This is a genomic window from Rathayibacter sp. VKM Ac-2835 (assembly GCF_013266705.1).
GTDB lineage: Bacteria > Actinomycetota > Actinomycetes > Actinomycetales > Microbacteriaceae > Rathayibacter.
In genome coordinates, this window is record NZ_JABSNQ010000002.1 from 569,539 (window position 1) to 581,567 (window position 12,029).

The following is a 12,029-nucleotide window of genomic DNA, read 5'->3' on the forward strand; positions in this document are numbered from 1 at the left end:
GGCCCACCCTCCTCAGCTGATGGTGTGCGCGGCCCCGGTCAGTCCAGGTGCCGGAGGTAGCGCTGCGGGTCGCCGAGGAAGCCGCGCCAGGTCCGCACGAGGTCCAGGTCGTCGTACTCCGCGCGGCGCAGGCCCCACTCGCCCAGCTCGTAGAGGTCAGCGCCCGGCAGCGCCGCGAGCACCGGCGAGTGCGTCGAGAGGATCACCTGCGAGCCGCCCGCGACCAGCGAGCGCAGCTGGCCGATCAGCGCGAGGCAGCCCGAGACCGACAGTGCCGACTCCGGCTCGTCGAGCAGCCACAGCCCGCGGATCCGGGAGCGGTTCACCACGATGTCGAGGAACGACTCCCCGTGGGAGCGCTCGTGGTAGTCCGCGTCGCCGAGGCCGATGTCCTCGAGGTAGGTGAAGAAGCCGTGCATCGTCTCCGCGCGGAGGAAGAAGCCGCGCTTCGAGGCGCCCGCCCCGCGCACCAGCTGCAGCTGCTGAGAGGTCGGACTCCGAGACGCGGGTCGAGTGCATCGCGCCGGTGGAGCCGCCCTCGGCGTTCAGCCCGTAGGCGAGCGCGATCGCCTCGAGCAGCGTCGACTTGCCGGAGCCGTTCTCACCGGTGATCACGGAGACCGGGCCGAGGTCCCAGCCCTCGTCGAGCACCTGGCGCACCGGCGGCAGGGTCGAGGGCCAGACGACGTACTCGAGCGCGGACGGGTGCTTCTGCACCCGGCGCACGGGGAGGGAGGAGAACACCTGCACCCCCTCCGGTCGCGACGACCCGGCCAGTCAAGCACGGGCCCGCGGGAGCCGGCGGCTCAGACCGCCCAGCCCGCCTCCGCCAAAGCGAGCGCGGCATCGGCGCGCGGCGAGTACGGCAGGTCCTGATCCAGCACCACGCGGTAGTCGGTGTCGCCCGGGCCGACCCAGAGGATCGAGTCGTCCGCCCCGGCCCGGCCGACGGCGGCGCGCACGGCGAGCGCGGGCTCGGCGATCTCCTGCACCTCGCAGCGGCCGTCGCGGGCGCCGTCGAGCAGGGCGCGGCGGATCCGCGCCGGGTCCTCGGAGCGCGGGTGGTGGTCGGTGACGATCAGCAGGTCGGCCCGCTCGGCGGCCGCGCGGCCCATCGGCGCGCGCTTGCTCGGGTCGCGGTCGCCGTCCGCGCCGAGGATCACCAGCACCCGGCCCGGGGTGACCTCGCGGAGGGCGTCGACGGTGCGGGCGACCGAGTCGGGGGTGTGCGAGAAGTCGACGTAGAGCCGCGGCCCGGCCTCGCCGGAGACGAGCAGGGTGCGGCCCGGTACGGCGACGTCGATGCCGTCGGCGACGGCATGGGTGAGCGCGTCGCGGTCGTGGCCGGCTGTCGCGAGCATCACCAGCGCCAGCGCCGCGTTCGACGCCATGTGCCGGCCGATCAGCGGCACGGAGGTGGTGAGGGTCCAGCCGTCGGGCGCGGTCAGGCGGAACCGGGTCGCGTCGGCGCTCAGCGCGAGGACGTCCACCTGCCAGTCCGCCTCCGCGGTGGAGCCGACGGTGACGACCGGGACCTCCGCCTCCGCGGCGACCGTCCGGCCCTCCGGAGTGTCGACCACGACGACGCCGCGCCGGCTGCGCTCGGGGGTGAAGAGCCGCTGCTTCGCCCGGAGGTAGGCGCCGAGGTCGCCGAAGTCGTCCAGGTGGTCGTGGCTGAGGTTGGTGAAGCCGGCGACGTCGAAGACGAGGCCGTCGACGCGCGAGCGGATGAGCGCCTGCGCGCTGACCTCGATCGCCGCGGAGGCGACGCCGTCCTCGCGCATCCGAGCGAGGAGCGCGTGCAGCTCGGGTGCCTCGGGCGAGGTCAGGCGGCTGGCGACGACGGTGTCGCGGCTGCGGCGGTCCGCGGTCGAGCTGAGGCCGGAGGGCACGCCGAGCCGGCGCAGCACCGCGTCGAGCAGGTGCACGGTGCTGGTCTTGCCGTTGGTGCCGGTGACGCCGAGCAGCTCGGGCCGGTCGCGGTCGGTGCCGTAGACGCGGGCGGCGATCCCGCCGAGGGCGGCCCGCGGGTCCGGGGAGAGCAGCAACGGCAGGCCGCTCGCCCGCGCGGCCGCGAGCCCGGCCTCGTCGGTGAGCACGGCGACCGCTCCGGCCGCGGCGGCCTCGCCGGCGAAGTCGGCCCCGTGCCGGCGCCGGCCGGGCAGCGCCGCGAACAGGGCGCCGGGGGAGATCTCGCGGTGCGCGAGCGTGACGCTGCGGATCAGGACATCGCCGTCTCCGCTCGGCATCGACGCGTCGCCCAGCTCGCGCAGGGGGACGCCCGCGACGCGGCGGGGTTCGAGGAGCCGGAAGGTCGGCATGGGCCTGTCTCCTGGGGACGGACCGGTCCCGCGCGGAAGCGACCGCGCGGGACCGGAGGGGTCGTGCTACTTCGCGGTGGGGCCGTAGAACGAGGTGATCTCGTCCAGCTCCATCTCGGCCGTGGTCTGGATGAGCTTCAGCAGCTCGGGGTCCAGACCCGGCGAGAACTCCTCGAAGCGCTCCGGCGCGATCGTCGACGGCACGCCCTCGGGGGCCTGCTCGTTCGCCGAGAGGTCGGTTCCGTCGTTCGAGGGGGAGGCGCCGCGGAAGATCTTGCCCGCCTCGGACGCGCCCTCGAGGTCGAAGGTGAACTGCTTGCTCTGCAGGCCGAGGTCGACCAGCTTCTTCACCTCGGGGAACTTCTCGGCGTTTGTCTTCGGGATCGGCAGGGTCTTCTTCCAGTCGATGCCGAGGGTCTCCAGTGCCTTCGCGTAGCCGTTCTCGTGCGCCTGGTCGCGGACGATCAGGTACGCGATGGTCGAGCGAGCGGTCTTGTTCTGCGTCATCTCGTAGATGCGGCACTTCTGCAGCCGCCCGGTGGACTCGAGCATGAGGTTGTAGAGCAGGTCGAGCACGAGGTTGCCCGAGTTGTAGACGTAGCTGCCGCTCCACGGGTTGCCGACCGAGTCGACGGGCAGGGCGCCCTGCGCTCCGACGAGGTAGTGGTGGATGTTGCCCGTGTCGAGCGCGATGTTCAGCGGAGTCGCGCCGCCGGCACCCGGGGTGTCCAGCGGGTCGGTCGGCTTGCCCTGGTAGCGCGGCGAGCCGTCGAGCAGGCGCGAGATGGTCGTGCCGATCAGCTCGACGTGGCCGATCTCCTCGGTGCCGATGCCCTGGATCAGGTCGCGGTACGGCTTCGCGTCCGCGCCGCGGAAGTTCATCGCCTGGAAGAGGTACTGCATCATCGTGCGCATCTCGCCGAACTGCCCGCCGAGGCCCTCCTGCAGCGCGTTCGCGGCGGCCGGATCCGGCTCGTCCTGCTCGATGTCGTTGATGAGTCGTTGAACGTGGAAGTACACCATTGCCTCCAGAAGGATCGTCGGTGTTCCCACCCTCCGTCGCGCTGGGGGCGTTTGCAGAGCCCCTTGCCACCGAGGGGGTGCGCGTGCGACCCGGGCGGGCGCGTGGGGGCCGCGCCGTTCGAGGCGTGCGCGCAGGCGTGGTCCGTGCCGGGCGGGATCCGTGCCGGGCGCGCACGGGTGTGCCAGGCTCGGAGGATGAGCGAGCAGGCGCGCACGGCCCCGGGACCCGTCGACTCCCGGGCGCTCGCGAGTGCGGGCGCCGCCGTGCTCGGCGCGCTGCTCGTCGGGATCCCTCTGCTCGCCTCCGCGCTGGCGGTGGCCGCGATCGTGCTCGCGCTCGGAGCGCGCGAGCGCCTGCGCGCCGACGACCGGCTCCGCGGTGCCCGCGCGAGTCTCGTCGGCTTCGTGCTCGGGCTCGGGGTGCTCGCCGTGGCCTTCGGCCCGCTGGTGCTCGGGTGGGTGCTCGGGCTCTTCTCCTGAGGCCCTCGGCTACCGCTGCGCGAACGCCTCCCGGTACAGGCTCGTCAGCTCGGGGGAGTCGGCCGCGCTCAGCCCGCAGGTGAGGATCGTGTCGCCGTCGGCGGCGATCAGGTAGTCGACGCCCCGCTCGAAGACGATCGGGGCCCCGTCGACCGCGGACTCCGCCGCCTGGGTGACCGAGACGGCGTCGCCGACGTCGCCGGCGAAGCGGTCGATCACGCGCAGGGTGACGGTGCCGTCGTCGATCGAGGCGACCTCGGCGCGGAAGGCGAGCTGCGACGGCGCGAGCGCCTCGGCGGTGACCGGGGCGCAGATGTCCATCGGTCCGCCGGTCGCGGGCAGCCGCAGCGCGGAGGCGGAGCCGCCGGTGGTGACGCCGAGGGCGAAGGGGAGCAGGAGCGACGCGGCGGCGCCCACGGCGAGCGCGCCGACTCCGACGATCAGCCAGGGGGAGCGGCGGCGGTGGACGGCGGTGGGGTCGGAGTCGTGGGGCTCGGTGCCCGGCTCGCCCAGCGCCTGCCCGCCCGACGCCTGCGCGCCCATCGCCCGCTCCCGGTGCTCGGCGAGCTGCGCGCGGGTGAGCGGAGCGAGCCCCTCCGCCGGGTCGGTCGAGCGCACCAGCCGGCGCAGCTCCGAGTCCTCGATCGCGGTCATCGTGCTCCTCCTTCTGTCGTCGTCGGGTCTTCGGTGCGGCTCTCGTACAGTTCCGCGAAGCGCAGGCGCGCCCGGTGCAGCCGGATCGACGCCGCGTTCGGCGTGATCCCGAGGACCTCGCCGATCTGCCGGGCGTCGAGCTCCTCCCACGACCACAGCCGCAGCAGCTCCGCGTCCGACTCGCGCAGCCGCGAGAGCACGAAGCGCACGGCGTCGTCGGTGGCGGAGGGTCCGTCGGCGTCGCGCACGACCTGCGGGGGATCGACGACCGCGATCCGGTGGGTGAGCAGTACCTGGCGCCGCTGCATCCGGCGCGCGTTCTGCAGCTGCAGCCGGGCGACGCCGATCGACCAGGCGATCGGGTCGTCCTCCGGCACGTCGGCGACGCGGCGCCAGAGCACGGCGAGGGTGGCGGCGAGCACGTCGTCGGCGGTGGCCTCGTCGGTGCGGCGCCACAGGTAGCGGCGGACGGGTTCGGCGACCGCGCCGGCGAGCGCGGCGAAGCGGTCGGGACCCGCGAGGGGAGCTGGCATGTGCCTCATGCTCCCTCCTGTCCGGCACGCCCGCCGTTCTTTCACCGGCGCGCCGAACGCGCTCCCGGCTGCGTCACGGGAGGGCGCCGTCGCCCACCCGCCGCCTCGCTACTCTGGAGCGCCCCCTCCCCACCCCTTCCGCCGAGGAGCCCCATGCCCATCTGGTCCCTGCACGGCGACGGCCGCACCGTCGCGCCCGGAGCCGTCGTCGGCCCCGCCGAGCGGCTCAACTGGCCCGCGACCGTCGCGATCGGCATCCAGCACGTCGTCGCGATGTTCGGCGCGACCTTCCTCGTGCCCGTGCTCACCGGCTTCCCCGTCGCGACGACCCTGCTCTTCTCGGGGGTCGGCACGCTGCTGTTCCTCCTGATCACCCGCAACAAGCTGCCCAGCTACCTCGGCTCGAGCTTCGCGTTCATCGCCCCGGTCACCGCGGCGACGGCGGTCGGCGGCACGGGATCGGCGCTCGCCGGAGTCGTCGCCGTCGGCGTGCTGCTCGCGCTCGTCGGCTTCGTGGTGCAGTTCGCCGGGCTCGGCTGGATCGACCGCCTGATGCCCCCGGTGGTCTCCGGCGCGATCGTGGCACTGATCGGCTTCAACCTCGCCCCGACCGCCTGGTCGAGCTTCCAGCAGGCGCCGGTCACCGCGACGGTCACGCTCGCCGCGATCATCCTCGGCAGCGTCTTCTTCCGCGGCTTCCTCGGCCGCGTCTCGATCTTCGTCGGCGTCGTGATCGGCTACGTCGTCGCGCTGATCCGCCAGGAGATCGACTACTCCGCCGTCGCCGACGCCGCCTGGGTCGGCCTGCCGCCGTTCACCTTCCCCGACTTCGCCTCCGGATCCACGTGGTCGGGCATCGCGATGTTCCTGCCCGTCGTCCTCGTGCTCATCGCCGAGAACGTCGGCCACGTGCGCGGCGTCGCGACGATGACCGACTCCTCGGTCAACCAGCACACCGGCCGCGCCCTGATCGCCGACGGCATCGCCACCACCGTCTCCGGCGCGTTCGGCGGCTCGGGCACCACCACCTACGGCGAGAACATCGGCGTGATGGCCGCGACCCGCGTCTACTCCACCGCGGCCTACTGGGTGGCCGGCGTCACCGCCGTGCTGCTGAGCCTCTCGCCCAAGGTCGGCGCGGTCTTCAACTCGATCCCCGCGGGCGTCCTCGGCGGCGCGACCACCGCGCTCTACGGCCTCATCGGCGTGATCGGCATCAAGATCTGGATCGACAACCGCGTCGACTTCTCCCGCCCGGTCAACCAGTACACCGCCGCCGTCTCCCTCGTCATCGCGATCGCCGGCTTCTCCTTCAGCTCCGGCGGCTTCGAGCTCGGCGGCATCGTCCTCGGCGCGGCCGCGGCCCTCGTGATCTACCACCTCGGCAACGCCGTCGCCCGCTGGCGCCGCACCGGCGCCGACGACGGCGGCCCGCTGCCCCCCATCGGCCAGCTCGGCGGCGACCCCCAGCGCTGAGCCCGCTCCCGCTCCGATCCGTCACGAACGGTCGTCCGCCACGCACGCAGACGACCGTCTGCGCCGGACCACGTGCGCCGGTCATCCCGATTCGACACTTTCTGCTGGTTCCGCAGGCTCGAAACCACAGAAAGTGTCGAACCGCGCGCCGGATCCAGCCCGACACGTGCGGCCGGCGCTCGGACACGTCGGTCTCGATACGCCGCCGCGCGGCTACTCGACCAGCAGGGGTGGGTGCGTTCCACGAGTGGACGCGTTTCGGGCTCCAGCTGCCGCTCGGGACCCGAGAAGTGTCCAGTCGGTGACTCCGGGTGCGTCGAGTGGACGCGGAACGGGCGTACGGGCCTGCGCAGCGCCCGGTGCGCGTCCACTCGCATCGGCGGGCTCGCCCCGCGCTCAGGCCTCCAGGGCGTGCAGCGCCAGCTTCGCGTAGAGGTCCTCGAGGAGGAGGCGCGTGTCGACGTGGGTGTAGACGCGGAGGTCCGGGCCGTCGCCGGCGCGCGGGCCGTACTGGCCGTCGGGGGTGATCGAGGGGCGGGGGACCCGTGCGGTGCGGCTGGAGGAGGCGTCGGGCTCGAAGGCGGAGAGCAGGGCGGTCGCGAGGACGAGCGGGCTGTCGCCGAGGGCGTAGGTCTCCCCGAGGCTCAGACCGTGCGCGGCGCCCCTGCGGAAGACGCCGTCGAGGGCGTCGTAGAGGTGCCGGCCGAGCTCGCCTGCGGTGCGCATCCGCACGCGCAGCTCGGCGACGGAGGCGAGCGGCTGCCGGTACGCGTCGCGCGGGAAGTGCTCGATCGGCAGCGAGGACGCGAACACCTCCGCGGCGGCGGGCACGTCGATCAGCAGGTTGTACTCGATCGGCATCGCGCCGGGCGGAGGGACGGCCAGGCCGGGGTGCTCCGGCCCGCCGATCCAGACCAGCGTCATCTGCGACGCGATCGACGGCTCGAGGCGCAGCGCCGCCGCGACCTCGGTCAGCCCGGCACCGGCGCAGAGGTACAGCGGCCGCGGGTCGTCCCGCAGCGCCTCCGCGACGATCGCGCGCGCCGCCGCCGAGACACCAGCATCCGGAGCGTTCGACCCCGCGACCACCGGCACGTCCGGGCGCCCGCAGAGTCCGAGCACCTCGCGCGCCGCCGCCGCCGCGTTGTCGGCGGTCCGCTCGGAGGGATCGAACGGGTCGCCCGGCCGCAGCCGCGAGCCGACGACCAGCGCCAGCTCGACCGACTGCGACAGCGCGTGCTGCGCGAGCTGCACCAGTCCGTCCGGGTCGCCGGAGTAGTCGTTGTCCGAGATCACCCGCACCCGCGGCGGCACTGCGCCCACAACCGCCCCCGCGCCCCCGCTCACGAGACCACCCGCGTCAGCCGCACGGCCATGAACTGCCGCGCCGGCAGCTCCACCCGGAACGACCCGGAGAACACCCCGGGCACCCGCGAGACGGTCATCCCCCAGGTGTCGATCACGTCCACGATCCAGGAGTCGGAGGGGTCGCGCACGATCTGCCGGAACCGCGGCCGGTTGAAGCCGAAGTAGACCAGCTGCACGCCGCCGCCCCCGCCCCAGGGCGCGTCCCAGTCCGAGGGCAGCGGGTCGATCCGCCCGTCCGGCATCTCGGCGGTGATCCGGCGGAGGAAGGCGATGCGCGCCGGGCTGTCGCCGACCAGCTCGCCGCCCTTGGACCACCAGAGCTCCTCGCGGTCGTTGAGGTACGTCTCGCCGTGGCCGACGTAGCCGCCCCGCACCGCCCCCTCCCAGAACCGCCGGACCATCTCCTCGCCGGTGATGTTGCCCCAGCCCTGGTCGATGTCGCCCTCGTAGGCGCACTCGTCGATCACGACCGGCTTGCCCCACTGCTCGCGCCAGGCGTCGGTGTTCTCGGCGGTCCGGTACACGTCGATCCGCTGCACGCTCGCGTGCGTGATCCACGGCCGGGAGTAGTCGTAGAAGCCGAAGCAGTTGTGGATGGAGAGCAGGTGGCCCACGGGATCCTCGGCGACGACGAGCGCGGCGAGGCGCTCCCAGTCGTCGACGGTCTTCGACCAGAGCAGGTCGTACTCGTTGGCGAGCGACCACCAGACGTTCGGCGAGGCGGCCAGGCGGCGGACCACGTAGCGGGTGACGAGGTCGTCGGCCGCGCGGCCCATGTCCGAGAAGCCCCAGCGGTCGTAGGCGTGGAAGAGGATGACGTCGGCCTGAATGCCGAGCGCGTCGAGGTCCGCGACCCGCTCCTCCAGCCGGCGGAAGAACGCGGGCGCCGGCCGGTCGAAGTCCCAGCCGTCGCCGTCGCGCTCGAACGGGTACAGCTCCGGCTCGTTCGTGTTGTACAGGTACGCCTTCGGGAAGACGCAGTGCCGCACCTTGGTGAACGGCGCGTCGGCGAGTGTGGCGAGAGTCGCCTCCTGCAGCGCCTCGCTCTGGTGCGTCCAGGCGTACGCGGTCGTGCCGAGCGGCAGGTGCCGGGTGCCGTCCTCGTGCGCGAAGTGGAAGGTGTCGGCGACCCGCACCGGCCCGTGCGCGCCGGGCAGGGCGGCCTCGACGGTCACGGAGGCGGTGAGCCCGTCGAGCGAGCGCGCGGTGGACGCGGTGGACACGCTCCAGACGCCGGCGGCGGGAGGCAGGAACCGCACCCGGTACACCCCGTCGCCGTCGTAGAACCCGCCCGCCCGCACTGTCTCGGTCCCGAGCGAGAACTCCGCCGAGAACTCGACGTCCACGAACGGGTTGCCGTGCGCCGGCCCGTCGACGACGACCTCGGCCGGCGCCCACACGGTCCCCACCGCGACAGGTCGCACCGCGGCGGACGCGACAGCCACGTCCTCGCCCTCGTAATCGGAGCGCGGCAGCACGGCCACCCGCTCCGGCCGCGGCGCCGCGACTCCGGAGTCGTCGACCGCGTCGAGCGCCGCCCAGAACGACGCCTCGCGCTCGGGGTCCGCCTTCAGCAGCGGGTCCATCCCCACGACGAGTCCGACCGGAGCGGAGCGCAGCTGCACCAGCAGCGGCGAGTTGACGACGCCCGGTACGAAGCGGCGCACGACGTCGCCCGCCTCCCCGTGGTCGAGGACGGCGGCCAGGGTCGATTCGCGGGAGAAGCCCACGGTCACACCTCCACGGTGGTCAGGGTCTGCACGGTGCGCCGGAACTCGGCCTGCATGTCGAGGGCGTCGCGCTGCAGCAGCCACTGCACCTGCAGCCCGTCCATGGTCGCGATCACGCGGATCGCGGCGCTGCGCGGATCGACGCCCGGCACGAGCTGCCCGCGGGTCAGCATGTCGCCGAACGCGCCGGTGAACAGGTCGACGATGAAGCGGTAGCGCTTCGCGAAGTACTCGTGCGCCGGGTGGTCGGCGTGGGTCGCCTCCGCCGAGAGCACGCACTGCAGCTCGACGAGCCCCGGGATCTCGGTGTTGTAGGCGACGAGGTCGATCAGCGCGCGGACCGTGTCGATGCCGGGGACGGCGTCGCCGCTGGGCACCCGGACGATCGAGTGGTCGTCGCGGAGGGTGAGCACCGCCGAGAGCAGCTCCCACTTGTTGGCGAAGTGGTGCAGCACGCCGGCCTGGCTGAGCCCGACCTTCTCGGCGATCTCGCGGAGCGACGCGGCGTGGTAGCCGCTCGCCGAGAAGACCTCCAGGCCCGCGGCCACGATCTCGGCGCGCCGGGCGGCGGTCTTGGCGTACTGCCCGCGCGGTCGCCGCGGGGGAGAGGTGGGGAGTGCCATGAAGTGCCTCCAGGCGCATCGTTGCGAGGGGGCACGGAGCCTCCGGTGCGAGAAACCTAACCCTTCGAGGTTTCTTAGTCAAAAACCCGGCGCGGAGTCGGCTTTCGAAGACGCGCCGGTCGGAGCGCAGTTCCGAGGAGCCGACGCGATGTGAACGGTCACGAGAATCACGAAAACCTAACGGGCCGAAGTTTTTCTTCTCAAAACCTAGGGGTCATCTGTTTTTCGTGTTAGCTTCCTCGGCACCGGTTCATGGGAGAACCGGGAGAACCTGGAGACCGAAGATGTTCCGATGGAAGAGGCTGGCGGCCGCTGCGATCGCCGTCACCACGATGGTCGGCCTGACCAGCTGCGCGGCCGACTCCGGCGGCGGTGCCTCCGGCGGCTCGAGCGAGACGCTCACGCTGGGTGCGATCCAGACCCTGTCGACGTTCGCCGCGGCGGACTCGTACTGGGCCAACGAGTCGCCCTACATGCAGGCCGTCTACGACACGGTGCTGCGCGCCGAGCCCGACGGCACCATCACCGAGGGCCTCGCCTCCGAGTGGTCCTACAACGAGGACAACACCGTCCTCACCCTGACCATCCGCGACGGCGTGACCTTCTCCGACGGCTCGACGCTCGACGCCGACGCCGTCGCGCAGAACCTGATCCGCTTCCGCGACGGCAACTCGCCCGACACGAACAAGATGGCCGACCTCGCCGACGCCGTCGCGACCGACGCCTCGACCGTCACGGTGACCCTCAAGCAGGCCAACCCGACCTTCCTCTTCTACCTGACCCAGAACGCCGGCCTCGTCGAGGCGCCCTCCGCCTTCGAGTCGGCCGACATCCAGACCGTCCCCGTCGGCTCCGGCCCCTACGAGCTCGACGCGGCCAAGACCGTCATCGGCACCTCCTACGCCTTCACCAAGCGCGACGGCTACTGGGACGAGGACTCGGTCCACTACGACAACCTGAACATCAACGTCTACAGCGACTCCACCGCTCTGGTGAACGCGATCAAGGGCGGTCAGGTCAACGCGGCGAACACGGTCGACAACAACGACCTCAAGGAGATCGAGGCGTCGGGCTTCACCGTCAACGCCTTCGAGCTCAACTGGACCGGTCTGCTGCTGCTCGACCGCGACGGCACCATCGCGCCGGCCCTGAAGGACGTCCGCGTCCGCCAGGCCATCAACTACGCGTTCGACAAGGAGTCGCTGCTGAAGGCCATCGGCCAGGGCTACGGCACCCCGACCACGCAGATCTTCCCGACCTCCTCCGAGGGCTACGACGAGTCGCTCGACGACGACTACCCCTACGACCCCGAGAAGGCCAAGGAGCTGCTCGCCGAGGCCGGCTACCCGGACGGCTTCGAGCTGAACATGCCCTCGAGCTCGCTCGTCGGCTCCTCGACCTTCACGCTGATCCAGCAGCAGCTCTCCGAGGTCGGCATCACCGTCACCTACACCGACGCCGGCAACAACTTCATCGCCGACGTCCTCGCCCCGAAGTACGCCGCCACCTGGCTCACGCTGCAGCAGGACCCCGATTGGGCCCTGATCAACTTCGAGCTCAGCCCCAATGCGATCTTCAACCCCTTCAAGAACGCCGACCCCGAGCTCGAGACGCTGATCGAGGCCGTCCGCACCGCGGACGAGTCCGGCTACGCCGCCGCCGTCCAGGCCGTCAACGCCTACACGGTCGAGAACGCCTGGTTCGCCCCCTGGTACCGCCAGCAGTCGAGCTTCGTGACCGACGCGAACACGAAGGTCGAGACCCAGACGGGCAACGCCTACCCGTACCTCTGGAACATCACCCCGGCCTGATCCGGATCGG

Annotated in this window: 11 protein-coding genes and 1 pseudogene; 3 read left to right on the top strand and 9 right to left on the bottom strand. The window is 72.3% G+C overall.

What is annotated here, in order from left to right; genetic code table 11:
* Window positions 1-38: 38 nt before the first annotated feature.
* From HRK28_RS20825 to HRK28_RS10510, 4 genes and pseudogenes are all read right to left on the bottom strand, one after another.
* The gene (locus tag HRK28_RS20825; RefSeq protein WP_367948431.1) at window positions 39-470 is read right to left on the bottom strand and encodes a hypothetical protein; all 432 of its coding nucleotides are present in this window, start codon (window positions 468-470) and stop codon (window positions 39-41) included.
* Window positions 471-576: 106 nt separating this feature from the next.
* Window positions 577-750: pseudogene (locus tag HRK28_RS20830) on the bottom strand (AAA family ATPase); the annotation flags it as partial.
* Window positions 751-806: 56 nt separating this feature from the next.
* A complete protein-coding gene (locus HRK28_RS10505; RefSeq protein ID WP_173251437.1) occupies window positions 807-2,321 on the bottom strand; it encodes a Mur ligase family protein in 1,515 nt (504 codons plus the stop codon).
* A gap of 66 nt (window positions 2,322-2,387) precedes the next feature.
* A complete protein-coding gene (locus HRK28_RS10510; protein WP_127888570.1) occupies window positions 2,388-3,341 on the bottom strand; it encodes a manganese catalase family protein in 954 nt (317 codons plus the stop codon).
* Window positions 3,342-3,539: 198 nt separating this feature from the next.
* On the opposite strand from HRK28_RS10510, the gene HRK28_RS10515 reads away from it, so the two are divergent.
* Window positions 3,540-3,824 carry a hypothetical protein gene (locus tag HRK28_RS10515; RefSeq protein WP_173251439.1) on the top strand — a complete coding sequence of 95 codons (285 nt, stop codon included), beginning with the start codon at window positions 3,540-3,542 and terminating at the stop codon, window positions 3,822-3,824.
* 9 nt (window positions 3,825-3,833) lie between these two features.
* Here the strand turns inward: HRK28_RS10515 and HRK28_RS10520 are convergent, their stop codons facing one another.
* Window positions 3,834-4,478 carry a hypothetical protein gene (locus HRK28_RS10520; protein WP_173251441.1) on the bottom strand — a complete coding sequence of 215 codons (645 nt, stop codon included), beginning with the start codon at window positions 4,476-4,478 and terminating at the stop codon, window positions 3,834-3,836.
* Window positions 4,475-5,011: an RNA polymerase sigma factor gene (locus HRK28_RS10525; protein WP_173251443.1), complete on the bottom strand. Its 537-nt coding sequence runs from the start codon at window positions 5,009-5,011 to the stop codon at window positions 4,475-4,477. The genes HRK28_RS10520 and HRK28_RS10525 overlap by 4 nt, the downstream gene beginning before the upstream one ends.
* A gap of 153 nt (window positions 5,012-5,164) precedes the next feature.
* Here HRK28_RS10525 and HRK28_RS10530 point away from each other — a divergent pair, with 153 nt between their 5' ends.
* Complete coding sequence (locus tag HRK28_RS10530) at window positions 5,165-6,487, top strand: uracil-xanthine permease family protein (protein ID WP_173251444.1); 1,323 nt, start codon at window positions 5,165-5,167, stop codon at window positions 6,485-6,487.
* A 396-nt stretch (window positions 6,488-6,883) separates the two neighbouring features.
* Here the strand turns inward: HRK28_RS10530 and HRK28_RS10535 are convergent, their stop codons facing one another.
* Genes HRK28_RS10535 through HRK28_RS10545 form a run of 3 tightly spaced genes read right to left on the bottom strand, consistent with a single transcriptional unit; the run spans window position 6,884 to window position 10,208 of the window.
* Window positions 6,884-7,783 (bottom strand): nucleoside hydrolase, encoded by a 900-nt coding sequence (locus tag HRK28_RS10535; protein ID WP_217274647.1) that lies wholly within the window; start codon window positions 7,781-7,783, stop codon window positions 6,884-6,886.
* A 47-nt stretch (window positions 7,784-7,830) separates the two neighbouring features.
* Window positions 7,831-9,591 (bottom strand): DUF5605 domain-containing protein, encoded by a 1,761-nt coding sequence (locus tag HRK28_RS10540; protein ID WP_367948392.1) that lies wholly within the window; start codon window positions 9,589-9,591, stop codon window positions 7,831-7,833.
* Window positions 9,588-10,208: a TetR/AcrR family transcriptional regulator gene (locus HRK28_RS10545; RefSeq protein WP_173251448.1), complete on the bottom strand. Its 621-nt coding sequence runs from the start codon at window positions 10,206-10,208 to the stop codon at window positions 9,588-9,590. Before HRK28_RS10545 ends, HRK28_RS10540 begins: the two co-directional genes overlap by 4 nt.
* 284 nt (window positions 10,209-10,492) lie before the next feature.
* Here HRK28_RS10545 and HRK28_RS10550 point away from each other — a divergent pair, with 284 nt between their 5' ends.
* The gene (locus tag HRK28_RS10550; protein WP_173251450.1) at window positions 10,493-12,019 is read left to right on the top strand and encodes an ABC transporter substrate-binding protein; all 1,527 of its coding nucleotides are present in this window, start codon (window positions 10,493-10,495) and stop codon (window positions 12,017-12,019) included.
* Window positions 12,020-12,029 lie beyond the last annotated feature (10 nt).